Raw genomic sequence first — 22,585 nt, 5'->3', positions numbered from 1 at the left:
GGGCTTCGTGCTATTTCCGGGACAGAGCTCCCTGCAGGTGCGTGCCATGAACCATGTCGACAAACCCGTCTCCTTCGATCCGGAAGCGCTGAGGCGCAAGGTATCCGAAATATCGGTCGCCGCACCCGGCGAGAACCAGGATGCCAACAGCCCTGTCGAGCTCAACCCGCTCGCCCGGAAGATCGCCGCACAGTTCCGCGTCGACACCTATTCGCCGAGCATGATCACCGGCCTCCTGCGCCTTTTCGAATTCGGTGCGCTGCTGGCGCTCGGCTATGGCATTCATGTGCTTTATGTCAGCGGGATGAGCCTGTCCGTCTTCTACCTTTTCGTTCTCGGCGGCGGCGCGGCGATCGGCGTCCTGATGCTCCAGCTGGCCGATGCCTATCAGGTTCCGGCACTGCGCTCGCCCTGGCGCATGACGCCGCGCATCCTCGCCGCCTGGGCGCTCGCCTTCGGCGCGATGGCGCTCATCGTCTTCTTCTTCAAGTCGGGTGAGGAATATTCCCGCGTCTGGTTCGCCTCCTGGTTCGTGGCAGGTGCCGTCTACCTCGTCATCGAGCGGCAGATGATCGCCTATTCGATCCGCCGCTGGGCACGCAACGGCACGATGGAGCGCCGCGCCGTCATCGTCGGCGGCGGCGAACCGGCCAAGGAGCTCATCCGTACGCTCGAACACCAGCCGGAGAACGACATCCGCATCTGCGGCATCTTCGACGACCGCGACGAGCGCCGCTCGCCGGCGATCATCGCCGGCTATCCGAAACTCGGCAATGTCGCCGAACTCGTCGAATTCGCCCGGCTTGCACGGATCGACATGCTGATCATCTCGCTGCCGCTTTCGGCCGAGGCGCGCATCCTCTCGCTTCTCAAGAAACTCTGGGTTCTGCCGGTCGACATTCGCCTTGCCGCCCATTCCAAGGGCCTGCGCTTCCGCCCGCGCAGCTACTCCCAGATCGGCAGCCTGCCGATGCTCGACATCTTCGACAAGCCGATCGCCGACTGGGACAATGTCGCCAAGCGAATCTTCGACGTCTTCTTCAGCGTGGTCGCACTGCTTCTGCTTTGGCCGGTGATGCTCGGCGCAGCCATCGCCGTCAAGCTGTCCTCGCCCGGCCCGATCATCTTCAAGCAGAAGCGGCACGGCTTCAACAACGAGGTCATCGAGGTCTACAAGTTCCGCTCGATGTACACGCACCTTGCCGACCCGACGGCAAAGGCCGCCGTGACGAAGGGCGACCCGCGCGTCACCCGCGTCGGACGGTTCCTGCGCAAATCCTCGATCGACGAGCTGCCGCAGTTCTTCAACGTCCTCAAGGGCGACCTGTCGCTGGTCGGCCCGCGGCCGCATGCCATCCAGGCGCAGTCGAACGACCGCAAATATGTCGATGTTGTCGAAAGCTATTTCGCCCGTCACCGCGTCAAGCCCGGCGTCACCGGCTGGGCGCAGATCAACGGCTGGCGCGGCGAGATCGACCATGACGACAAGATCCGCTTCCGCACCGAATTCGACCTCTATTACATCGAGAACTGGTCGCTCTGGCTGGACCTGAAGATCCTGTTCATGACCCCCTTCCGTCTGCTCAACACGGAAAACGCCTATTGAGCGACGCGGTCCTCCCCTACGCTCCACCGTTCCAGCCGCAGCGTGCAGCCCTTGGCATCATCGGCTCGCTGCTGGTGGTGTTCGGGGTGTTCCTCTCCGGCTTCGTCATCAGCGAGCCGGCCCCCTATGAGCTCTTCATGGCCGGGCTGATCACCCTCTGGGCGATCGTCGGGCTGCGCATCTCACGGGCCATCACGCCGCTGCTCGTGCTGCTCGTCCTGTTCAACATCGGCGGCATGCTATCGCTGACGATGGTCGACGACCTCTCGGTCGGTCCGCTCTACATCGCCGTCTCGCTGTTCCTGGCGCTCTCCAGCGTATTCTTCGCCGCCATCATCGAGGCGAAGCCGGCGCGGCTTGAGCTGATCTTCCGCGCCTGGGTGGCCAGCGCGCTCATCACCGCCTCGCTCGGCATTCTCGGCTACTTCCACGCCTTTCCCGGCTCCGAGGCCTTCACGCTCTACGACCGCGCCAAGGGCGCCTTCCAGGATCCGAACGTCTTCGGCCCGTTCCTTGTCGGTCCCTCGCTCTACCTGCTCTACGGCCTGCTTTCCGGGCGCATCCTCGGCGCGCCGCTGAAGGTTGTCGGCGTGCTGATCCTGGCGCTCGGCATCTTCCTCTCTTTCTCGCGTGCGGCCTGGGGGCTCTATCTCCTTTGCGTCGGGGCACTCGTCTTCGTCATGCTGCTGAAGGAGCGCACCGGCGCCTTCCGGCTGAAGATCCTGATCCTCAGCCTTTCGGCAGCCGGCCTGATGGTCATGGCGCTCGTCGTCGCGCTGCAATTCGACAAGGTCGCGAACCTCTTTTCCAGCCGCACCCAGCTCGTGCAGGAATATGACGGCGGCCATCTCGGGCGTTTCGAGCGCCACCGCATCGGCTTCCTCATGGCGATGGAAAAACCGCTCGGCATCGGCCCGATGGAATTCAGCAAGATGTTTCCCGAGGACGAGCACAATATCTGGCTGAAATCGCTGACCACCTACGGCTGGCTCGGCTTCGTCTCCTACCTCACCCTGATCGTCTGGACGCTCGCCGCCGGCTTCAAGGCGCTCCTGCGCGACCGGCCCTGGCAACCCTTCCTGATGATCTCCTACATCACCATCGTCGGCCACACCGCGATCGGCTTCGTCATCGACACGGATCACTGGCGGCATTTCTATCTGCTGCTCGGGGTCGTCTGGGGATGCCTTGCCCTCGAGAAGCGCCACAACAGGCAGATCGCCCCGGACTGACCGCACCATGAGCAGAAAACAGGACAGGGTTCCACGGCAGATGCGCCTCCTGCAGGTGCTGGAGACCGGCGGCGGCGGATCCGGCCGGCATTTCATCGACCTGTGCCGCGGCCTGACGGCCCATGGACATGCCGTGCATGCCATCTATTCGCCATTGCGGGCGGAAACGCGTTTCGTCGAGGAACTGCAGGCGCTGGGCCTTGCCGGGCTGCACACCGTCGCCATGACGCGCGCCCCCGGTCCATCGGACCTCCGTGCCTGGCGGGCAATCCGCGCCGTCATGCGCAGCGCCGGCCCCTTCGACGTCATCCATGCCCACAGCTCGAAGGCGGGTGCGCTGGCGCGCCTGCGCCTGCCCGGCCGTCATGTCCCGCGGGTCTATACGCCGCACGCCTTCTACACGATGGATCCCGGCCTCGGCGCGCTCGGCCGCAAGGTCTACGGCTCGATCGAGAAGCTGCTCGCCCGCACCCTCACCGACCGGGTCATCTGCGTTTCCGCAGATGAATATGCCCATGCCCGCGCACTCGGCATGCCGCGCAAAAAGCTGTCGATCGTCGTCAACGGCGTCGAAACGCCGCCCGCCGATTCCCGCGCCACCGTCCGGCAGGCCCTCGGCATCCCCATGGATGCGCTGCTCTTCGGCTTCGTCGGCCGCCTCTGCCACCAGAAGGCGCCCGAGCGGCTGGTGGCGGCCTTCGTGCGCGTTGCCGAACGCGTGCCGCACGCCCATCTCCTGATGATCGGCACAGGCGATATGGAGGCGGAGGTGCGCCGGCAGGTCGCGGCAAGCGGCCAGGGCACACGCATCCACCTCACCACGGGCTTTACCGGCGTCGAGGCGATGGCGGCCATCGACGTGCTGACCATGCCGAGCCGCTACGAGGCCATGTCCTATGTGATGCTGGAGGGCGCGGCTGCCGGCAAGCCGTTGATTCTCACCGATGTCGGCGGCGTCTCCACGGTGCTGAAGGACGGCGAGAACGGTATTCTCCTGAAGAACGCCGATGATCCAGAGGCCCTCGCCGATGCCATGTTGCGCCTCAGCGAGCCCGGCCACCTCGCCCGCCACACCGCCGCCGCCCTCACCCGCGCCCACAGCCCTGAATACCGCCTCGACCGCATGGTGGGTGAAACGGAAGCCATCTATCGCAGCCTGATCACATGAAACGAAAAACCGCCGTCCCTTCGGAGCGGCGGTTCCTGACGATCGAACACGTCTTCCTGGCGCGGCATCTTACCGCCTGATCGCCCGTGCCAGCGCAATGAGAATGCAGGCGCCGATGAAGCCCGCGATCAGATAGCCGATCCAGCCACCGAGCGAGACGCCGATCAGGCCGAGCAAAAGGTTCGCAACCATCGCGCCGACGATGCCGAGCACGATGTTCATCAGCACGCCCATATTGCTTTTCATGAACATTTCGGCGAGCCATCCCGCAATACCGCCGATGATGATAGCCGCAATCCAGCCGACACCTGCATCTTCCATTTCCGTCTCCTCACGCTGCCGATATCACCGGCAAACGAGGCCGGCCGTCGAGAACGCAAGTGAACGCGCAAGGTTCCGTACGGAACCGCGTAAAGTGTAGAGGAGGAAGGAAAAATGGTCGGAATGGCGGGATTCGAACCCACGACCCCTTGACCCCCAGTCAAGTGCGCTACCGGGCTGCGCTACATTCCGGACCGCGGAAACCCCTATAGTCTCGGGCACTTGGATGCAAGCCAAAAAATAGGTGGCAGGGACGAAAGTGGACAAATGTCTCGCAGCAGGAACCACACGGTCAGAAAACTCCGCGGAAAATTCCATGCATTCCCGGACCATGCCGGGACGGCGGCCCGCGAAGACGATCAGCCGCGCCCTTCCCACTGTTGGCTTGTCGCCGACCTAAACACCGAAAAGTGCAATTTTTTTCACAACCGTACCGGAAACGCCGAATCAGACCTTCCCCGACATTAGACGAAAGTCTTATGGTGCCCTTGCTCGCTTGTCATTTGCGAGCACTCCCCCGCGTCACTGAGAGCCAAGCGTGACGCTTGTTTGCCCCGCCACTGTGCGGGGCCTTTTCCTTTTGCGGCCTCTCTTGTTTGTGCGCTTGACTCTGCGGCGCATGAGAACATAATAGGAACGAACGGAAGAACCTTCACCCGACCCCAAAAGTCCCCGACTTGCTGTGTCACCACAGGAGAATACCGACGTGCGACCGCTTCCCGAGTACGAAGCACCAATGGAACCGCCGGAAAGCGGGGATGACGCCGTATGCGCCGCCCTCGCCTGGCATGATGGCGATGCACATGCGACGATCGCGACGCTGCTTGCCGACTGCGCGCATCTCCGGCGCCAGCTCGCACTGACCCGTTCGGCGATGGGCCGCGGCTTCGTGCGCGGCTGGGAGCCCGTGCAGCAGCGGGATTGATGCGGCCTCTCGTCGATCAGTGACTGGTGCTGAGGCGTGTGAGCAGCGCGGTTCGTGCCCGTAGCCAATGACAAGCCGATGCATACCCGCGCGCCACGCCTCTTTCGATACGGCCATGGGCGCCGCTACAAACCCGACGTGAAAGGAGCGGATTCCAAGGACGACAATTCGCCTGCGTGCATGCCTCGGTGCACACAGGCCTGCTGTCAGCAGCAGGACGCGGAACGCCCCACCTTGCAACGGCCCGCGGTAGAGAAACGGCGCTCAGCGCACCTGATCGAGCAGGCGCTTGCACTCCAGAAGATCGTAGAGCGCTTCCTGCAGGAGCGCGCGGTCTTCCTTGCCGACGCTGGTCTTGCCGATCGAGATTTCCGGCGTATCGTCCCCGCCGCCGACGAAGGAGAAGAAGCGGCGGCTGGCCGGTGCCTTGGCGCGGCCGACGATTTGGTCCTCGTCATTGCCCGCCTTGGGCGGGGTGGGCTCTTCGTGGCTGGCCGCGGCGAGCGCCTCGACGGTCGCGAGGTCCCCGCTGGCAATGGCGGCGACGAAGCGGTTGCCATTGACCTTCAGGAGCTTCTGGACGCCCTTGATCGTGTAGCCGTGGTCGTAGAGGAGATGGCGGATGCCCTTGAGAAGATCGACGTCCTCGGGGCGATAGTAGCGCCGCCCGCCGCCGCGCTTCATCGGCTTGATCTGCGTGAACCGAGTCTCCCAGAAGCGCAACACATGCTGCGGCAGGTCGAGATCGTCGGCGACCTCGCTGATGGTGCGGAACGCGTCCGGACTCTTGTCCATTCTACCCTCGATGAAAGCGCGTGGCACGGCAAACGAAAGCGTTGCCGAATCGTATGCATTTCAGCGGGTTGCCGGACGATATTCAAGTTTCAAATTGCCGAACCGCCGGCAATCGGCAGAAAATCGCTCAGGAAGCGGGCGAAGCCGGCTTCTGTTTCGCCTTGCGCGAGAGATGGGACTTCAGCACCCGCTGCTTGAGCACGTTGGATGCCTTGAAGGTCATCACCCGGCGCGGCGAGATCGGCACTTCCTCGCCGGTCTTCGGGTTACGGCCTATGCGCTCGTTCTTGTCGCGCACCTGGAAGGTCGCGAAGGAGGAGAGTTTCACGCTCTCGCCCCGCACGATGGCATTGCAGATCTCGTCGATCACGGTTTCGACGAGCTCTGCGGATTCGGTCCTGGAAAGGCCGACCTTCCGGAAAACCGATTCGGCCAAATCTGCGCGTGTCACCGTCTTGCCGCTCATCGTTCCTCACCGATTTCCCATTGAAAGCCTATGGTTACGTGGCGGAAGAGTATTGTCCTTGCCCCCGCGGGTCAAGCGGCCCTGCGCCCTGATGCGGGAGAGGCTGTTTCCCCGGTCACCAACCGGCGCTTCGGCACGACAAAGGGAGGCCGAAGCCCGCAGATTGCCCCTGTCCGTTTGCCGGGAAGCCGCCCTTCCATGGGAAAGGCGGCTGGAAACAGCTACCAGCGCAGCAGCACTGCACCCCAGGTAAAGCCGCCGCCCATGGCTTCCAGCAGCACGAGGTCGCCGTCCTTGATTCGTCCGTCGCTCGCCGCTGCAGCCAGTGCCAGCGGGATCGAGGCGGCAGAGGTGTTGCCGTGCAGGTCGACGGTGACGACGACCTTTTCGAGGGGAATGCCGAGTTTCTTGGCCGAACCGTCGATGATGCGCTTGTTTGCCTGATGCGGCACCAGCCAGTCGATATCCTCGGCGGTGAAGCCCGTCGCGTCGAAGGACGAGATGACCACGTCGGTGATCATGCCGACCGCATGCTTGAAGACCTCGCGGCCCTCCATGCGCAGATGCCCGACCGTACCCGTGGTGGACGGGCCGCCATCGACATAAAGCTTCTCACGGTGCGCGCCGTCGGAGCGCAGCTGCGTCGTCAGGACGCCGCGGTCCTGGTTGGTGCCCGCCCCTTCCGCAGCCTCCAGCACGATGGCGCCGGCGCCGTCGCCGAAGAGCACGCAGGTCGTGCGGTCCGTCCAGTCGAGGATGCGCGAGAAGGTCTCCGCACCGATGACAAGCACGCGTTTTGCAAGGCCGCCGCGGATATAGGCATCGGCGGTCGTCACCGCATAGACGAAACCGGAACAGACGGCCTGCACGTCGAAGGCAAAGCCATGGTGCATGCCGAGGCGGTTCTGGATGTTGACGGCGGTGGCGGGAAACGTGTTGTCCGGCGTCGAGGTGGCGACGATGATGAGGTCGATGTCGGCTGCCGTCAGGCCTGCCTTGTCGAGAGCGGCACGTGCGGCACCTTCGCCGAGCGACGCCGTCGTCTCGCCCTCGCCGGCGATGTAGCGCTGGCGAATGCCGGTGCGCTGCACAATCCAGTCATCGGACGTGTCGACCATGCTTTCCAGCTCGGCATTGGTAAGTACCCGCTTCGGAAGCGCCGTTCCGAAACCGCGGACCACTGAACGAATCATTCTATACCTCGTCGCTCATGCTCTGGGCGGCCCCTTCGACGGGGCGGCCGGCATGATACTTCTGCAAATCTTTTTCGATCTTGTCCTTCAGGCCGTTGCGGGCCATGTCGTAGCCGACATCGACAGCCGCGGCAAAGCCCTCGGCGTCCGTGCCCCCATGGCTCTTGATGACGATGCCGTTGAGACCGAGGAACACGCCGCCATTCACCTTGCGCGGGTCCATCTTCTCGCGCACCCGGTCGAAGGCGCTCTTGGCGAGGATATAACCGAGTTTGGCCATCCAGGTGCGCGACATGGCCGCGCGCAGATACTCGGCGATCTGCCGCGCCGTGCCCTCGGCCGCCTTCAGCGCAATGTTGCCGGCAAAACCTTCCGTGACCACCACGTCCACCGTGCCGCGACCGATATCGTCGCCTTCCACGAAGCCGTAATAGTCAATCGTGTCGAAATTGGCTTCGCGGATGAGTTGGCCGGCAGCCTTCACCTCTTCCTGTCCCTTGATCTCCTCGACGCCGACATTGAGCAGGCCCAGCGTCGGCTTGTCGATCCCGAACAGCGCGCGCGCCATGGCGCCGCCCATCAGCGCGAAATCGAAAAGCTGGTTCGCATCGGCGCCGATCGTCGCGCCGATGTCGAGAACGATGCTCTCGCCCTTCAGGGTCGGCCAGATGCCGGCGATCGCCGGGCGCTCGATATTGGCCATCATGCGCAGGCAGAACTTCGACATGGCCATCAGCGCGCCGGTATTGCCGGCGGAGACCGCAACATCGGCCTCGTTCTTGGCAACGGCATCGATCGCCTGCCACATGGAGGACTTTCCGCGGCCACGGCGCAGCGCCTGGCTCGGCTTCTCGTCCATGGCAACGGCAACGTCGCAATGGTGGAAGGTACTGGCGGCCTTCAGCTTGGGATGCTGCGCCAGAAGGGGCTCACATTCGGCGGCATTGCCGAAAAGCACGAAACGGATCTCGGGATGGCGCTCGAGAGCCTTGGCTGCGCCCGGGATAGCGACCTTGGGGCCGAAATCGCCACCCATGACGTCGACGGAAATTCTGACCACGCGTGTCTTGCCTTAATTCTTGTTTTCCAGGGACAGAGGGCTGCCGCGGCGGAATTCGGTCAAAATACCGCTTTTCGCCGGGGGCACAACTGAATTATCAGGCGCCTCAGGAGCCGTTCAGTCTTTTTTCCAGTCCTTCAGAACGGCAAAAGGCGACGGTTTTTTGTCATCCTTGTCCGTGCTCTCGATATGGCCGGAAAAGTCCACGTCGGACTTGCGCGGATAAGGATCGATGGCAAGCGCGGCATGTTCGGCAGCGACCACGCCGGCATCGATCGTATCGCCCGTGAAGATTTCCGGAGCATCCGGCCCATCGGGATCAAGCAGCATTTCGCCGGTCTCGCTTGCAACCGGAAGCCGCGCCAGCTTCGAGCCCTCGGGCACGAAGACCACCTCGACCGGCTCGTCGATATGCGCCTCGACGGGGTCGAGCGTGACGACGCAGGCCTGCACGACATCCGCCACGACGCGGCCCTTGAGGCGCACGCCGTCGCGCTTCCAGCGCTGCAGCTGGAAGGTGGCGGAAAGCGCCTTCACCTCCAGCACGGACCAGAGCTCGGCAAGGCCGGCGCACTCCTCGGCATTGGCGCTGATCGTCACCTCGACCGGGTTGGCGGAAATGTGCCCCACCTTGACCAGGTAGGAGAACGGCGTGTCGTCGTCTGTCTTCATTCTATTCCCTTTGGGCCGCCTTCAGGCGGCATGTCCTTGCGGGCCCGGCTCCACAACGCCGAGCGCTCCGACCCTGATATCGTCCTCGCTGACGGCCATCATCGCCCTTTCAGCCGCAAAGAGATAGAGGGCGAGCCCCGCCATCGACGGCGCGCCCTCGCCCGCCTCCGGATGGATGTTGCGCCGTAGCGCAGCAGCAAGACCGTCATGATCGTCGGAATCGAGCGCGCCGGCGTAGGACTCCAGCCGACCGTAGAACATGCCGGCGAACTTCTTCATGCGCTTGGGCACGCCGACATCGCCGACTCCGAGCTCGCGAATCGAATGATCGACATCCTCGAAGAAGGCATCGACGATCTCCTGGGCGATCTCCTGGCCGGACGTGCCGCTTGCACGGGTGCGCCGGAAGTAAAGGATCAGCATGGCCGAGAGCATCTCGAAACGGCCCATAACCGTGTCGGGAACATCAAGCACTTCATAGAGATAGGGATGGCGCGCCGCCTTTGTCAGCGTTGCGTACTGCTTTTCAACGATACGCCGGTTGCCGTTTTTTTTGCCGAACAGGCCGAAAATCATCATAAAGCCTAGTTTTGCCCGATTCAAACCATGGAGCCGTCGCAAGTCATGTTGCATGACGGTCGAAGCTGGTTTACCGAAGCAGGCATGAATTGCAATGGCTGCGCGGCCATCACAGTCCCGGGGATGTTGTTGAAGAGAGATGCTCTGAACATGAAGCTGTTGCGTAACGCCGCCATTGCCATCGCGCTTTCCTCGTCCGTTCTCGCAGGCTGCCAGGGTCCCGGCGAAGTGCTGCATCAGGGCTACGTCGTCGACCAGGAGACGCTGGCGCTGGCCCCGGTCGGCTCCTCGCGCGAACAGGTCATGCTCTCGCTCGGCTCGCCGTCCGCGACAGCGACCTTCGACAACGAGGTCTTCTACTACGTTTCGCAGAAGCGCAGCCGGCCCGTCGCCTTCATGAAACCGAAGGTCGTCGAGCAGAGCGTGCTCGCCATCTATTTCGACAAGGAGGGCGTGGTCGAGCGCCTCGCCCACTATACGCTGAAGGACGGTCGCGTCTTCGACATGATCTCGCGCGTCACACCGACCGGCGGCGTCGAGCTCACCTTCCTCGGCCAGCTGCTGCGCGGCACCGGCGGTGCACCGGGCGCGGCGATCCAGAACATCTTTGGCGGCGGCGGCCCGAAGTAAGACGCTTCGGCCCTTCCGGGAATCAAGAAACCGCGGGGATCGCTCCCCGCGGTTTCTTTTTTGCAGCATGAACGGCGATGCCGGTCAGGCGAGAACGGCCAGCAGCAGGAGCGCCACGATGTTGGTGATCTTGATCGCCGGATTGACCGCCGGGCCTGCCGTATCCTTGTAGGGGTCGCCGACCGTGTCGCCGGTGACGGAGGCCTTGTGCGCTTCCGATCCCTTCAGGTGGCGCGTGCCGTCCTTGTCGACGAAGCCATCTTCAAAGCTCTTCTTGGCATTGTCCCATGCGCCGCCACCCGACGTCATGGAGATCGCCACGAAGAGGCCGTTGACGATGACGCCGAGCAGCGAGGCGCCGAGCGCCGCAAAGGCCGAGGCCTTGGAGCCGGAGAGGAGCAGCACGCCGAAATAGACGACGAGCGGCGCCAGCACCGGCAACAGCGAGGGCACGACCATTTCGCGGATTGCCGCCTTGGTAAGAATGTCCACCGCGCGCCCGTAGTCCGGTCGCTCGGTGCCCGCCATGATGCCCGGCTTGTCGCGGAACTGCTTGCGCACTTCCTCGACGATGGAGCCCGCTGCACGGCCGACGGCCGTCATGGCGATGCCGCCGAAGAGATAGGGGATGAGGCCGCCGAAGATGAGGCCGGCCACGACGTAGGGGTTTGAGAGGTCGAAGGAGATCGTGCCGATGCCGGCGAAATAGGGATACTTGTCCCCGTTCGCCGCGAAATAGGCAAGGTCGTTCGAGTAAGCGGCGAAGAGCACCAGCGCGCCGAGGCCCGCCGAACCGATCGCATACCCCTTGGTGACGGCCTTGGTCGTGTTGCCGACCGCGTCGAGCGCGTCCGTCGACTTGCGCACTTCCGGCGGCAGGTGCGACATCTCGGCGATGCCGCCGGCATTGTCGGTGACCGGGCCGAACGCGTCGAGCGCCACGATCATGCCGGCAATGCCGAGCATGGCGGTGACCGCGATACCGGTGCCGAACAGGCCGGCAAGCTGGTAGGTCGCGATGATGCCGCCGACGATGACGATGGCCGGCAGCGCAGTCGATTCCAGCGAGACCGCAAGGCCCTGGATGACGTTGGTGCCGTGACCGGTGACGGATGCCTGGGCGATGGAGTTCACCGGGCGCTTGTTGGTGCCGGTGTAATACTCGGTGATCACCACGATGAGCGCTGTCACCACAAGCCCCAGCAGTCCGCAGATGAACAGGTTCGTCCCGGTGATCTCCCTGCCCGCGACGGTGCCGACAACGCCCCAGCCGATGGTGAGCGACGTGGCGACAGCGAGGCCGACGATCGACAGCAGGCCCGTGACGATAAGGCCCTTGTAGAGGGCGCCCATGATGGAGCCGTTCGTGCCGAGCTTGACGAAGAACGCGCCGACGATCGAAGTGATGATGCAGGCGCCGCAGATCGCGAGCGGATAGATCATCACGCTGGAGAGAACCGGCGTGCCGGCAAAGAAGATCGCCGCGAGCACCATGGTGGCGACGACGGTCACCGCATAGGTCTCGAAGAGATCGGCGGCCATGCCGGCGCAGTCGCCGACATTGTCGCCGACATTGTCGGCGATGGTGGCCGGATTGCGCGGATCGTCTTCAGGAATGCCGGCTTCCACCTTGCCGACAAGATCGCCGCCGACATCCGCACCCTTGGTGAAGATGCCGCCGCCGAGGCGGGCAAAGATGGAAATCAGCGAGGCACCGAAACCGAGCGCGACGAGCGCGTCGATGACCTCACGCGAGGCCGGCTCCTGACCGAGCAGGCCGGTGAGAATCCAGTAGTAGATCGAGACGCCGAGCAATGCGAGGCCGGCGACAAGCATGCCGGTGATCGCACCCGACTTGAAAGCGATGTCGAGGCCGGAGGACAGGCTGACGGATGCGGCCTGTGCCGTGCGCACATTGGCGCGGACGGACACATACATGCCGATAAAACCGGCAGCACCCGACAGGACGGCGCCGATCAGGAACCCGATGGCAGCCGTTGCGGAAAGCAGTAGCCAGGTGCCGACGAAGACGACGACCCCAACGATGGCAATGGTCTTGTACTGCCGGGTGAGATAGGCCTGCGCCCCTTCCCGGATATAACCTGCAATTTCCTGCATGCGGGCATTCCCCTGATCGGCGGCAAGCACCGACCGTGTCGCCCAGATGGCATAGACCACCGAAAGCAACCCGCATGCGATAACGCCCAACAATATGGTCATTTCGCTCTGTCCTCCTTGGAGGCCACAGGGTCCTCTCCCCGCAGCCGATACGCGCCCGCTCCCGTTTGCCTCCTCACAAGACAGGGGCCGGCGCGGGGTCAGAGTGCGTTTGCGAATCGGTTGCGTCAAGCCGCCGCACTGCGGCAAGCCGTGCGCTGCGCTGGATTTTTCGACGTCGGTCTGCGGGCGGGCTCAGGCAGCCGGTCGGCGGCCGCGCAAAAGCAGGAGAAGAACGAGAACGAGGCTCACCCCGGTGATCGGCCAGAACAAGAGGTTGATCGCCTGCCAGCCATAGGTGTTGAACACCTTGCCCGAGGAGAAGGAGGCAAGTGCCACCGTGCCGAACAGGATGATGTCGTGGAAGCCCTGCACCTTGTCCGCCTCATGCGGCTTGTAGCTGGAGGCGACGATGGCGGTTGCACCGATGAAGCCGAAATTCCAGCCGACGCCGAGCAGGATCAGCGCGCCCCAGAAATTCCACAGCGCGATGCCGGCATGGGCGACCGCGGCGCAGGCCATGAGGATGAGGAGACCGGCAGCGACGACCCTTTCCGTGCCGAAGCGCTGGATCAGCATGCCCGTGAAGAAGCTCGGCGCGAACATGGCGAGCACGTGCCACTGGATGCCGAGCGTCGCCATCTCCGGCGAGAAACCGCAGCCGATGACCATGGCCAGCGGCGCGCCGGTCATCATGAAGGTCATCAGGGCGTAGGAGGAGATGCCGCAGATCATGCCCGTCATGAACCGCTGGGTCAGCACGATCTCGCGGAGCGGCCGCGCCGCCTCCCCCGTCGCGACAGCCGCCGCCTTGTGGTCAGGTAGACGCAGGAAGAGGAAGAGCCCGATGGCGGCAAGGCAGAGCGGCGCGAGCGCCACGAAGGCACCGGCAAACAGCACCGGCTCGAACAGGTCCTTGGTGAGGATGACCACCTGGGGGCCGAGCACGGCGGAAATGACGCCGCCGGCAAGGATCCAGGAAATGGCGCGCGGCTTGTAGAAGGACGGCGAGGCATCGGCCGCGGCAAAGCGGATCTTCTGGGCAAAGCCGCTGGAAATGCCGACGAGCACGAAGCCGAGGGCAAAGAGCCAGAAATCGCCGCGGAACAGCGCAATGGCAGCCAGAAGGCCGCCCCCGGCGCCAATGAGCGCCCCGACGATAAAGCCGTAGGTGCGACCGAGCATGCGGGCCGCGATGGCGACGAGCACGGCGCCGAGCGCCACGCCGACATTGAAGCCGGTCAGCGGCGCGGTGGCGAGCGACTTGTCCGCGCCGAGCAGGTTGTAGCCGGCAAGGCCACCGACAGAGAAGACGATCGGCCCGGCCGAGGCGAGCAGGGCCTGTGCAATCGTCAGGAGGAAGACATTGCGGCGCGCGGCCGAAAGTTCCTGTTCAAGACCTTCGACCGTACCCGTGCTCATGTCGCCTACCGTTTACTTGCGTGTGTCCGGCCGAAGCTGCTTGGCGATGCGGTCAAGCACCGCATTCACCAGCTTCGGCTCCTCGTCCTCGAAGAACGCCTTGGCGATCTCGACATATTCCGTGACGATCACGGCGACCGGCACGTCCCTGCGCTCCTTCAGCTCGAAGGTGCCGGCACGCAGGATGGCACGCACGGTGGAGTCGACCCTGGACAAGGCCCAGTCGTCCTGCAGCGCCGCGCCGATCATCGGGTCGAGCAAGCGCTGGTCGCGCACGACACCCGAGACGATGGAACGGAACCAGGAGGCATCCGCCTTGAGATAGGTATCGCCGTCGACCTCCTGGCCGAGACGATGCGCTTCGTATTCGGCGACGACTTCGAGAACACCGCTGCCGCCGATATCCATCTGATAAAGCGCCTGAACGGCGGCAAGGCGCGCCGCGCCGCGCTGGTTGGCCGGTTTCACCGGCTGATGATCCCTGTCCGTCGTCACTGTTCGCCGCCCAGTTTCTTCTTCAGATCAATCATGGTGAGCGCCGCGCGCGCCGCAAAGCCGCCCTTGTCGCCTTCCGAACGGCGGGCGCGGGCCCAGCCCTGCGCATCGTTCTCGACGGTCAGGATGCCGTTGCCGATCGGCAGGCCTTCGCTGACCGAAAGGTCCATCAGCGCACGGCTCGATTCGTTGGCGACGATATCGAAATGGTAGGTCTCGCCGCGGATGACCATGCCGAGGGCGACGAAGCCGTCATACCAGGTGCCGGCATTTTCCATGCCGTCGAGGGCCATGGAGATGGCGGCAGGAATTTCGAGCGCGCCCATGACGGTCACGATGTCGTAGGTTGCGCCCGCGGCATCGAGCGCATGCTTGGCGCCGTCGAGCATCGCGTCGGCCATGTCGTCGTAGAAGCGCGCCTCGACGATGAGGAGATGGGGATTATCGGTGTTGGCCATAAATCACCTGAACATTGGAGGCAGGCCACGCATCAGCGGGCAGAGGCGGCGGTCAAACCACGACGGGCGAAGCTTGGCAAGCATTTTCCACCCCCCGCGTCGATTTCGGCGCCCCGGCGGGAGCCGCTTCGACCGAACGGGATTGACACAATGGAACAAAGTGCGAACAATATGTCAAGAGTCATAAAGGAGATGCGAATGGACGCCCAGAAACCGCCGATCGTCAATCTCGCGAGGCTGGCGCTGGAGCACTGGACGCAGGGAACGCTCTACGAATCCCGCGACACATCCTTCGGCGCCCGCCTCGGCCTGAAGGATCTCGGCATCGGCTATGGCGAGGTCCCGCCCGGCAAGTCCGGCTGTCCCTTCCACAGCCACCATGTCGAAGACGAGCTCTTCGTCATCCTAGAGGGCCACGGCACCTATCGCTACGGCAGCGAACGGCATCTCGTTGGTCCCGGCGACGTGCTGGGTGCGCCGGCCGGCGGACCGGAGACGGCGCACCAGATCCTCAACACCGGCACCGTGCCGCTGAAATACCTGTCCATTTCGTCCATGGCGGCGACCGAGATCTGCGAATATCCGGATTCCGGAAAATTCCTCGCCAAGACGCGCCTTGCCACGGGCGGGCGGACGGAATTCCGCACCATCGGCCGCGCGGGCGAGACCGTCGACTATTGGGAGGGCGAGCCCGGCGCCTGACATCCCCTCAGGCGGCGAGCGACACACGGTTGCGGCCGTTGCGCTTGGACATGTAGAGCGCCTCGTCGGCATTGCTGAGGAGGGAATCGAAACTCGTGCCGTTTTCTCCGGCAAGAGCGATTCCGGCACTGACGGTGCACGTGATGGACCGGCCCCCGATCGGGATGAGTTTGGCAGCGAAATCTTCGCGGACGCGTTCGGCGATGCGCTGCGCGCGTTCCGGCAAGGTGCGCTCCAGAACGACGACGAACTCTTCACCGCCAAGGCGGGCGAGGCAGGCCGCCACCCCGCAGGAATCGCGCAGGATATCGGCGAAGACCATGAGCACCGCGTCGCCCGCCGCATGACCGTGCCGGTCGTTGACCGCCTTGAAGTTGTCGAGGTCGAAGGCGATTGCCGCCTGGTGCTCACCGACGGGAAGCGCCCCGTAGCGATCGAAAAGGGCGCGACGGTTGAGGAGACCGGTCAGGGCATCGGTCATGGCGGCGTGGCGGTGGCTGCCGGCAACCCGCCACTGGTTGAGCGCGAGCGACATGGCCCCAATACCGGTGATGCCCATGATTGCCGCGACCAGATTGAGATTTTCCGCCCAGTTGTCCGGCGCGTGTCCCATCACCCAGCGGCCGTCGTGAATCAGCACGCCGGCGCAGAGCAGGAAGGAAACGGCGGTCAGGAGGTAGAGGGTGACGATGCCGGTCAGCGGCAGCGGCGCTTCCGCGCGGCCGCGCCAGTACTCCCGGGCCGTCGCGGCGAGGCAGGCCGTGATAAGCAGGTTGAGCGCAATGAAGGCGATGCCGTCATAGCCGGCGACCAGCGGCGGCAGAGCGATGGCGAGGCAGGCCGCAAAGACGATGGCGATGCGCCGGCGGGCGGAGGCGCCGGAGCGGAACCTGTAGGCTGCGCCATAGATGAAGGCGAAGCCGAGGAACTGCAGCGTGAAGGCGAGGCACCCGATCGCGACATTCGCCTGATCGATATAGAGGCTGTAGACCGCAACCGCGGGTACGATGCAGCCGATACCGATGGACCAGCTGAGAAGGAAGCGCTCGACGCGGGCGGACATCCACGAGGCGAACAGCGTGGCCGACAGGCAAAAACCCGCGAGCCCGATCGCCAGCAGAAGGGTTTGGTAATCAGGCGCCATGCGGCAACGGTCTCCAGCGGTCCGATGCGCGCACACTAGGGAGCAAGAAGTATCGATATCGTTACCTTGCAGGCCGGCCGTCACGCCGGTCTGTGCCGATCCGTGACGGCGCCCGCGAAAGTCACGCTGCCGTCACGCCTTGGGGGCGGGAAACTCGGCAAGCCGCGCCGCATACCGTGCCATGGTGTCGACCTCGAAGTTGACGAAGTCGCCCGCCTTGCGCTCGCCCCAGGTGGTGACATCGAGCGTGTGGCGGATGAGAAGCACGTCGAAGATAGCGCCATCGACGGCGTTGACGGTGAGCGATGTGCCGTCGAGCGCGACCGATCCTTTCGGCGCCACGAAGCGCTCCAGCCCCGCGGGCGCGCGGATGCGGAAACGCGTCGCGTCGCCCTCGGCCTCGACGGAGAGGATCTCGGCCTTGCCGTCGACATGGCCGGAAACGATGTGGCCGCCGAGCTCGTCGCCGATCTTCAGCGAGCGTTCGAGGTTGATGCGGGTGCCGGCCGTCCAGCCGGCGATGGTCGTCAGCCGCAGCGCCTCTTCCCAGGCCTCCACTTCGAACCAACGGGCGTTCGAGCCCTCTTCGGGCAGCGCCGTGACGGTGAGGCAGGTGCCGGAATGGGCGATGGAGGCCCCCATGTCGATGGTGGCCGGGTCGTAGGCCGTGCGCACGCGCAGGCGTACGCCCTCGTTCATGGGCTCGACCTTCTCGACCGTTCCGATGTCAGTGACAATGCCGGTAAACATCAATCGTCTCTTTCGTATTCGTGCAAACTGTCCGCGCCGAGGCGCGCCGTGTTCCGGAGCGAAAAGCCATCCGGCATGCGCCCGGACACACATGGGGATGCGACCCCGTCTTTGCCAATGGTACCGGTGCCCGCAAACAGCAGGATGCGATCGACGAGGCCGGCTTCGATGAAGGATTGCGCCGTGCGCGCGCCGCCTTCGACGAGCAGCGAGGAGACGCCGCGGGTGGCGAGCGCCATCAGGAGATCGTCGAGCCGGCGCGGGTCGCAGGTCAGGATTTCGACGCCCGCGGCTTCGAGGGCGCCGGCGCGCGCGTCGTCGGCCGGCAGGCCAGAGGGGGGTATCTCCGTCCCCTTGGTCGTCACAACGATAACAGGCACATCCTTCGCCGTCCGCGCCAGCTTCGAGGCCGGCGACAGTTCCAGCCGAGGATCGAGCACGATGCGCACGGGCGAGCGGGCTTCGAGCCCCGGAAGACGGCAGGTCAGCTCCGGATCATCGGCCAGCGCCGTGCCGATGCCAATGAGGATCGCATCTGTCTCGGCACGCAGACCATGCACCTGCCCGCGCGAAACCGGCCCCGTGATCGCCACCTGCCCCGCACCGAGGCGGCCAAGCATGCCATCGGCGGAAACGGCAAGCTTGAGAGTCACATAGGGGCGCTTCTTCGTCTGGCGTGTGAGATAGGCGGCGAGCGCCGCGCGGCCTTCCGCTTCCAGAACGCCCGTCTCGACCACGATGCCGGCATCGCGCAGCATCGAAAGCCCCCTGCCCGCCACGCGCTCGTCCGGATCCGTCACCGAGACCACGACGCGGGCGATGCCAGCGGCGATCAGCGCATCGGCGCAGGGCGGCGTCTTGCCGTGGTGCGAGCACGGTTCGAGCGTGACATAGGCCGTCGCGCCGCGCGCGGCTTCCCCCGCCTCGGCGAGCGCCTGCGTTTCGGCATGCGGCCGCCCGCCGCGCGCGGTCACGGCGGCGGCGAGGACCACACCGTGCTTGACGATCAGGCAGGCAACGGAGGGGTTTGTGGCAGTCAGGCCGAGATGACGGCGGCAGAGGCGGATGGCCGCTGCCATGAAGCGTGCGTCGTCTGTCGCCGCGCCGGACATCTAGCCGTCGGCGCCCGGATCCCGGGCGATCTTGGCGGCGACTTCGGAAAGGATCTTCTCGAAATCATCGACATGGGAGAAATCGCGGTAGACCGAGGCATATCGCACGAAGCCGACGTCATCGAGCGCCTTCAGCGCCTCCAGCACCTGGAGGCCGATTTCCTCGGAAGAGATTTCCGTCTCGCCGGAACTTTCAAGCCGGCGGACGATGCCCGAGACCGCGCGTTCGATGCGGTCCCGGTCGACGGGCCGCTTGCGAAGCGCGATCTCGAAGGAGCGAAGCAGCTTGTCGCGGTCGAAGGGGGCCTTGCGGCCCGTCTTCTTGGCGACCATCAGCTCACGCAGCTGCACCCGTTCGAAGGTCGTGAACCGGCCACCGCAATCCGGGCAGATGCGCCGGCGGCGAATGGCGGCCCCGTCCTCTGCAGGACGGGAATCCTTCACCTGCGAATCTTCCGAACCGCAATAGGGGCAGCGCATGAAGTCTCCTTGCTTTACGCGGTTCCGGACGGAAAACCGCGCGGCACTTTTCCTGGTACTGCTGTCTTACATATACGAGTACATCGGGAAGCGGTCCGTCAGCGCGACGACCTTCTCCCGAACGCCAGCTTCGACAGCCGCATTGCCCTCGTCGGAATTGGCGATCTTCAGGCCGTCGAGAACCTCGACGATCAGGTTGCCGATTTCCTTGAACTCGGCTTCCTTGAAGCCGCGGGTCGTGCCGGCCGGGGTACCGAGGCGGACGCCCGAGGTGACGAACGGCTTTTCGGGGTCGAACGGGATGCCGTTCTTGTTGCAGGTGACATAGGCGCGGCCGAGAGCGGCTTCCGCACGCTTGCCGGTGGCGTTCTTCTTGCGCAGGTCGACGAGCATCAGATGGTTGTCGGTGCCGCCCGAGACGATATCGAGACCACCGGCCTTCAGCGTCTCGGCAAGCGCCTTGGCATTCTTGACGATCTGCGCGGCATAGTCCTTGAACTCCGGCTGCAGCGCCTCGCCGAAGGCGACCGCCTTGGCGGCGATGATGTGCATCAGCGGACCGCCCTGCAGGCCCGGGAAGACCGCCGAGTTGACCTTCTTGGCAATCGTCTCGTCATTGGTAAGCACGATGCCGCCGCGCGGGCCGCGCAGCGACTTGTGCGTGGTGGTCGTGGCAACATGGCAATGCGGGAACGGCGACGGGTGCTGGCCGCCGGCAACGAGGCCGGCAATGTGCGCCATGTCGACCATGAGATAGGCGCCGACTTCATCGGCGATCTCGCGGAAGCGCTTCCAGTCCCAGATGCGGGAATAGGCGGTGCCGCCGGCAATGATCAGCTTCGGCTTGTTGGCGCGGGCCTTTTCGGCGACGTCGTCCATGTCGAGCAGGTGGTCTTCTTCACGCACGCCGTAGGAGACGACGTTGAACCACTTGCCGGACATGTTGACCGGCGAACCGTGCGTCAGGTGGCCGCCCGAGTTGAGGTCGAGCCCCATGAAGGTGTCGCCCGGCTGGAGCAGCGCGAGGAAGACGGCCTGGTTCATCTGCGAACCGGAATTCGGCTGCACGTTGGCGAAATCGACGCCGAACAGTTTCTTCGCGCGCTCGATGGCGAGTTCTTCGGCAATGTCGACGAACTGGCAGCCGCCGTAGTAGCGCTTGCCCGGATAGCCTTCGGCATACTTGTTCGTCATGATCGAGCCCTGGGCTTCGAGCACGGCGCGCGAAACGATGTTTTCCGAGGCGATCAGTTCGATCTCATGGCGCTGGCGACCGAGTTCCTTCTGGATCGAGCCGAAAATCTCCGGGTCGGTGTCGGCAAGGGAACGCGTGAAGAAAACGTCGGTAGCGGAAGAATTGCTCATCCTCGAGGCTCCTTAAGGGTGGGTGGCACGGTGTTTAACGTCCTCGCATGGCAAGGGCAATATCCGCTCCACGGTTTGCGCCATTTCCGCGCGTGTTCTGCGATAAAAACGACAGACGCAAAAAGCCGCAAAACAGAAAGGCCCCGCATTCCAAAGGGAAACGGGGCCTCGCAAAAGTCAGACAAATTGCCTTATTGCGGCAGAAGGTCGCTGTCGACGGCCTGGCCGCCTTCCTGGTTGTAGTTGGTCTGGAGGGCAAGCTCGGTAGCACCGTCCTTCTGGTAGATGTCGTCGCGGAACTGCACGACGCGGTCCTTGGCCGACCAGGCGGTGATGTAGGTGAAGAAGACAGGCACCTCTTCCGCCAGCTTGATCGGCGTGTTGACGCCGCTCTTGATCGTCGCCTCCATCTGCGAGCGCGACCAGCCGGCCGTATCCTTCAGCAGCCAGACCGAAAGGTCGCGCACGTTCTGCACGCGCACGCAGCCGGACGATTCGAAGCGCATCAGCTTGTTGAACAGGCCCTGCTGCGGCGTGTCGTGCATGTAGACCTGATGCTCGTTGTGGAAGTTGATCTTCGTCGAGGACATCGCGTTGATCTTGCCAGGGTCCTGACGGAACATCAGGTTCGGCGCCTTCTCGGCGTTCCAGTCAACCGTTTCCGGCGAGACTTCGCCGCCGTTGCCGTCGAAGAGGCGGATCGAGTTGCGCGAGAGGTACGTCGGATCCTTGCGCATCAGCGGCATGATATCCTTCTGGATGATCGAGCGCGGCGCGGTCCAGTAGGGATTGAGGATCACTTCATAGATCTTGGAGTTCAGCACCGGCGACTGGCGGTCGATCTTGCCGACGATGGCGGTGTGGCGCGAGGCGACGCGGCCGTTTTCGACAGCCTCGATATAGGCGGCCGGGATATTGACCATGACATAGCGGCGGCCGAGGTCGCCCGACATGGCCTGCAGGCGCACGAGGTTGGTCTGAAGCTGGCCGAGGCGCGTGACGGCCGGGACGTTCAGCGCCTTCAGCGTGTACTCGCCGACGGCACCGTCGGCCGGCAGGCCATGGCGCGCCTGGAAGCGCTTGACGGCGCCGTCCACATAGGAATCGAAGGCGCCGTTCGTGCCGGCGGAACGCGGCAGGTCGCCGGAGATGATCAGGCGCTGACGCAGCTGCTGCACGGCGGGATCGGCGACGCCCATCTCCATCTTCTGCTGCGTGTTGACCGTCGGCCAGCCGCCGTTCGAGACGATGTTCTGGTAATCGACGATCGCCTGCTGGAGATAGCCCGTGGTGCCGGAGCCGAAGATCGGATTGTTGGAGACGACGGCGGTCGCGGTGCGCGATGCCTCTGCGTCAAACTGGTCGTCCCAGTTGCCGCGGCGCGGAGCATTGAGGATGTCGTCGAGCGCTGTCTGGGCGAGCGCCTGACCGGCCACGGCGGCGGCGCCGAAGGTTGCGGCAGAGCGCAGGAATGCGCGGCGCGAGAACACATCAAATCCGGTTTTGCGAGACATTTATCCTACCATCTCCTGAGCGCCGCTGAAGGCGGCGAGGTGCACGCGGCACGGTGACCTCAAGGGTCCATACCCGATGCAGCTATCACGAACAGGGTTAACAAACGCAAACCGGCCCTGCCGCCCGCGCATACCTTAGCCCAGTTTCCGGGTGTCACAGCAATATGGCCAATTCGTGTCTCGGCAGGCACACGTCACCCTAACCCCCCGCACGAAAACGTGAAAAGCCGGACGCGCAGGGGACGCGGCCGGCTTTTATGGAGGAGGTCGAAAACGGCG

Annotated in this window: 23 protein-coding genes and 1 tRNA gene; 6 read left to right on the top strand and 18 right to left on the bottom strand. The window is 64.3% G+C overall.

Annotated features, from left to right (window positions below; translation table 11 throughout):
- Window positions 1-46: 46 nt before the first annotated feature.
- Genes K0P03_RS06105 through K0P03_RS06095 form a run of 3 tightly spaced genes read left to right on the top strand, consistent with a single transcriptional unit; the run spans window position 47 to window position 4,006 of the window.
- Window positions 47-1,606, top strand: coding sequence for an undecaprenyl-phosphate glucose phosphotransferase (locus tag K0P03_RS06105; RefSeq protein WP_023513717.1), 1,560 nt, complete (start codon window positions 47-49; stop codon window positions 1,604-1,606).
- Window positions 1,603-2,838 (top strand): O-antigen ligase family protein, encoded by a 1,236-nt coding sequence (locus tag K0P03_RS06100; RefSeq protein WP_050743004.1) that lies wholly within the window; start codon window positions 1,603-1,605, stop codon window positions 2,836-2,838. Before K0P03_RS06105 ends, K0P03_RS06100 begins: the two co-directional genes overlap by 4 nt.
- Window positions 2,839-2,845: 7 nt before the next feature.
- On the top strand, window positions 2,846-4,006 hold the full coding sequence (locus K0P03_RS06095; RefSeq protein ID WP_272789133.1) for a glycosyltransferase family 4 protein: 1,161 nt from the start codon (window positions 2,846-2,848) through the stop codon (window positions 4,004-4,006).
- 69 nt (window positions 4,007-4,075) lie between these two features.
- Here the strand turns inward: K0P03_RS06095 and K0P03_RS06090 are convergent, their stop codons facing one another.
- Together K0P03_RS06090 and K0P03_RS06085 are read right to left on the bottom strand one after the other, a co-directional pair.
- The gene (locus K0P03_RS06090; protein ID WP_050743002.1) at window positions 4,076-4,327 is read right to left on the bottom strand and encodes a GlsB/YeaQ/YmgE family stress response membrane protein; all 252 of its coding nucleotides are present in this window, start codon (window positions 4,325-4,327) and stop codon (window positions 4,076-4,078) included.
- Window positions 4,328-4,442: 115 nt separating this feature from the next.
- Window positions 4,443-4,519, bottom strand: a tRNA-Pro gene (locus tag K0P03_RS06085).
- Window positions 4,520-5,033: 514 nt separating this feature from the next.
- Between K0P03_RS06085 and K0P03_RS06080 the strand changes: the two genes are divergently transcribed.
- Window positions 5,034-5,252, top strand: coding sequence for a hypothetical protein (locus K0P03_RS06080; protein WP_024270684.1), 219 nt, complete (start codon window positions 5,034-5,036; stop codon window positions 5,250-5,252).
- A 264-nt stretch (window positions 5,253-5,516) separates the two neighbouring features.
- Here K0P03_RS06080 and K0P03_RS06075 read toward each other — a convergent pair whose 3' ends face one another.
- From K0P03_RS06075 to K0P03_RS06050, 6 genes are all read right to left on the bottom strand, one after another.
- Entirely contained in the window at window positions 5,517-6,047 is a 531-nt protein-coding gene (locus K0P03_RS06075; protein WP_024270685.1) for a MerR family transcriptional regulator, read from the bottom strand.
- A 127-nt stretch (window positions 6,048-6,174) separates the two neighbouring features.
- A complete protein-coding gene (locus K0P03_RS06070; RefSeq protein WP_023513396.1) occupies window positions 6,175-6,513 on the bottom strand; it encodes an integration host factor subunit alpha in 339 nt (112 codons plus the stop codon).
- A 221-nt stretch (window positions 6,514-6,734) separates the two neighbouring features.
- A complete protein-coding gene (locus K0P03_RS06065) occupies window positions 6,735-7,706 on the bottom strand; it encodes a beta-ketoacyl-ACP synthase III (RefSeq protein WP_050742932.1) in 972 nt (323 codons plus the stop codon).
- 1 nt (window position 7,707) lies between these two features.
- The gene (gene plsX / locus K0P03_RS06060) at window positions 7,708-8,766 is read right to left on the bottom strand and encodes a phosphate acyltransferase PlsX (protein ID WP_023513394.1); all 1,059 of its coding nucleotides are present in this window, start codon (window positions 8,764-8,766) and stop codon (window positions 7,708-7,710) included.
- A 117-nt stretch (window positions 8,767-8,883) separates the two neighbouring features.
- Window positions 8,884-9,438, bottom strand: a complete 555-nt coding sequence (locus K0P03_RS06055; protein WP_024270686.1) for a YceD family protein — start codon at window positions 9,436-9,438, stop codon at window positions 8,884-8,886.
- 21 nt (window positions 9,439-9,459) lie between these two features.
- Complete coding sequence (locus K0P03_RS06050) at window positions 9,460-10,014, bottom strand: ubiquinol-cytochrome C chaperone family protein (RefSeq protein WP_023513392.1); 555 nt, start codon at window positions 10,012-10,014, stop codon at window positions 9,460-9,462.
- Between the two features lie 153 nt (window positions 10,015-10,167).
- On the opposite strand from K0P03_RS06050, the gene K0P03_RS06045 reads away from it, so the two are divergent.
- The gene (locus K0P03_RS06045) at window positions 10,168-10,647 is read left to right on the top strand and encodes an outer membrane protein assembly factor BamE (protein ID WP_088016390.1); all 480 of its coding nucleotides are present in this window, start codon (window positions 10,168-10,170) and stop codon (window positions 10,645-10,647) included.
- An 84-nt stretch (window positions 10,648-10,731) separates the two neighbouring features.
- Here K0P03_RS06045 and K0P03_RS06040 read toward each other — a convergent pair whose 3' ends face one another.
- The 4 genes from K0P03_RS06040 to ribH all read right to left on the bottom strand — a co-directional run bounded on the left by K0P03_RS06040 (window position 10,732) and on the right by ribH (window position 15,239).
- Window positions 10,732-12,867: a sodium-translocating pyrophosphatase gene (locus K0P03_RS06040; RefSeq protein WP_023513390.1), complete on the bottom strand. Its 2,136-nt coding sequence runs from the start codon at window positions 12,865-12,867 to the stop codon at window positions 10,732-10,734.
- Between the two features lie 192 nt (window positions 12,868-13,059).
- Window positions 13,060-14,286 (bottom strand): MFS transporter, encoded by a 1,227-nt coding sequence (locus K0P03_RS06035; RefSeq protein ID WP_023513389.1) that lies wholly within the window; start codon window positions 14,284-14,286, stop codon window positions 13,060-13,062.
- Window positions 14,287-14,298: 12 nt separating this feature from the next.
- Window positions 14,299-14,781, bottom strand: coding sequence for a transcription antitermination factor NusB (gene nusB, locus K0P03_RS06030; RefSeq protein ID WP_130514999.1), 483 nt, complete (start codon window positions 14,779-14,781; stop codon window positions 14,299-14,301).
- On the bottom strand, window positions 14,778-15,239 hold the full coding sequence (gene ribH / locus K0P03_RS06025) for a 6,7-dimethyl-8-ribityllumazine synthase (protein ID WP_023513387.1): 462 nt from the start codon (window positions 15,237-15,239) through the stop codon (window positions 14,778-14,780). Before ribH ends, nusB begins: the two co-directional genes overlap by 4 nt.
- A 198-nt stretch (window positions 15,240-15,437) precedes the next feature.
- Between ribH and K0P03_RS06020 the strand changes: the two genes are divergently transcribed.
- Window positions 15,438-15,941: a cupin domain-containing protein gene (locus tag K0P03_RS06020; protein WP_050742929.1), complete on the top strand. Its 504-nt coding sequence runs from the start codon at window positions 15,438-15,440 to the stop codon at window positions 15,939-15,941.
- Window positions 15,942-15,948: 7 nt separating this feature from the next.
- Here K0P03_RS06020 and K0P03_RS06015 read toward each other — a convergent pair whose 3' ends face one another.
- The 6 genes from K0P03_RS06015 to K0P03_RS05990 form a co-directional block, all read right to left on the bottom strand.
- Window positions 15,949-17,085, bottom strand: coding sequence for a GGDEF domain-containing protein (locus K0P03_RS06015; RefSeq protein ID WP_050742928.1), 1,137 nt, complete (start codon window positions 17,083-17,085; stop codon window positions 15,949-15,951).
- Window positions 17,086-17,217: 132 nt separating this feature from the next.
- The gene (locus tag K0P03_RS06010) at window positions 17,218-17,835 is read right to left on the bottom strand and encodes a riboflavin synthase (protein WP_272789132.1); all 618 of its coding nucleotides are present in this window, start codon (window positions 17,833-17,835) and stop codon (window positions 17,218-17,220) included.
- Window positions 17,835-18,947 (bottom strand): bifunctional diaminohydroxyphosphoribosylaminopyrimidine deaminase/5-amino-6-(5-phosphoribosylamino)uracil reductase RibD, encoded by a 1,113-nt coding sequence (gene ribD, locus K0P03_RS06005; RefSeq protein ID WP_272789131.1) that lies wholly within the window; start codon window positions 18,945-18,947, stop codon window positions 17,835-17,837. The genes K0P03_RS06010 and ribD overlap by 1 nt, the downstream gene beginning before the upstream one ends.
- Window positions 18,948-19,427, bottom strand: a complete 480-nt coding sequence (nrdR, locus tag K0P03_RS06000) for a transcriptional regulator NrdR (RefSeq protein ID WP_023515610.1) — start codon at window positions 19,425-19,427, stop codon at window positions 18,948-18,950.
- 66 nt (window positions 19,428-19,493) lie between these two features.
- Window positions 19,494-20,792 carry a serine hydroxymethyltransferase gene (glyA, locus tag K0P03_RS05995; RefSeq protein ID WP_023515611.1) on the bottom strand — a complete coding sequence of 433 codons (1,299 nt, stop codon included), beginning with the start codon at window positions 20,790-20,792 and terminating at the stop codon, window positions 19,494-19,496.
- Between the two features lie 191 nt (window positions 20,793-20,983).
- Window positions 20,984-22,306: a L,D-transpeptidase family protein gene (locus tag K0P03_RS05990; protein WP_050742925.1), complete on the bottom strand. Its 1,323-nt coding sequence runs from the start codon at window positions 22,304-22,306 to the stop codon at window positions 20,984-20,986.
- Window positions 22,307-22,585: the final 279 nt, after the last annotated feature.

Source organism: Shinella sp. HY16 (genome assembly GCF_028534175.1).
Lineage (GTDB): Bacteria > Pseudomonadota > Alphaproteobacteria > Rhizobiales > Rhizobiaceae > Shinella.
Note: the sequence above shows the minus strand (reverse complement) of the source record. Positions and strands in the feature narration are given on the sequence as shown.

Coding starts and splice junctions, on each gene's coding strand:
- K0P03_RS06105 (WP_023513717.1), top strand. CDS start 47: ATGAACCATGTCGACAAACCCGTCTCCTTCGATCCGGAAGCGCTGAGG.
- K0P03_RS06095 (WP_272789133.1), top strand. CDS start 2,846: ATGAGCAGAAAACAGGACAGGGTTCCACGGCAGATGCGCCTCCTGCAG.
- K0P03_RS06090 (WP_050743002.1), bottom strand. CDS start 4,327: ATGGAAGATGCAGGTGTCGGCTGGATTGCGGCTATCATCATCGGCGGT.
- K0P03_RS06075 (WP_024270685.1), bottom strand. CDS start 6,047: ATGGACAAGAGTCCGGACGCGTTCCGCACCATCAGCGAGGTCGCCGAC.
- K0P03_RS06070 (WP_023513396.1), bottom strand. CDS start 6,513: ATGAGCGGCAAGACGGTGACACGCGCAGATTTGGCCGAATCGGTTTTC.
- K0P03_RS06065 (WP_050742932.1), bottom strand. CDS start 7,706: ATGATTCGTTCAGTGGTCCGCGGTTTCGGAACGGCGCTTCCGAAGCGG.
- K0P03_RS06055 (WP_024270686.1), bottom strand. CDS start 9,438: ATGAAGACAGACGACGACACGCCGTTCTCCTACCTGGTCAAGGTGGGG.
- K0P03_RS06050 (WP_023513392.1), bottom strand. CDS start 10,014: ATGATTTTCGGCCTGTTCGGCAAAAAAAACGGCAACCGGCGTATCGTT.
- K0P03_RS06045 (WP_088016390.1), top strand. CDS start 10,168: ATGAAGCTGTTGCGTAACGCCGCCATTGCCATCGCGCTTTCCTCGTCC.
- K0P03_RS06040 (WP_023513390.1), bottom strand. CDS start 12,867: ATGACCATATTGTTGGGCGTTATCGCATGCGGGTTGCTTTCGGTGGTC.
- K0P03_RS06035 (WP_023513389.1), bottom strand. CDS start 14,286: ATGAGCACGGGTACGGTCGAAGGTCTTGAACAGGAACTTTCGGCCGCG.
- ribH (WP_023513387.1), bottom strand. CDS start 15,239: ATGGCCAACACCGATAATCCCCATCTCCTCATCGTCGAGGCGCGCTTC.
- K0P03_RS06020 (WP_050742929.1), top strand. CDS start 15,438: ATGGACGCCCAGAAACCGCCGATCGTCAATCTCGCGAGGCTGGCGCTG.
- K0P03_RS06015 (WP_050742928.1), bottom strand. CDS start 17,085: ATGGCGCCTGATTACCAAACCCTTCTGCTGGCGATCGGGCTCGCGGGT.
- K0P03_RS06010 (WP_272789132.1), bottom strand. CDS start 17,835: ATGTTTACCGGCATTGTCACTGACATCGGAACGGTCGAGAAGGTCGAG.
- ribD (WP_272789131.1), bottom strand. CDS start 18,947: ATGTCCGGCGCGGCGACAGACGACGCACGCTTCATGGCAGCGGCCATC.
- nrdR (WP_023515610.1), bottom strand. CDS start 19,427: ATGCGCTGCCCCTATTGCGGTTCGGAAGATTCGCAGGTGAAGGATTCC.
- glyA (WP_023515611.1), bottom strand. CDS start 20,792: ATGAGCAATTCTTCCGCTACCGACGTTTTCTTCACGCGTTCCCTTGCC.
- K0P03_RS05990 (WP_050742925.1), bottom strand. CDS start 22,306: ATGTCTCGCAAAACCGGATTTGATGTGTTCTCGCGCCGCGCATTCCTG.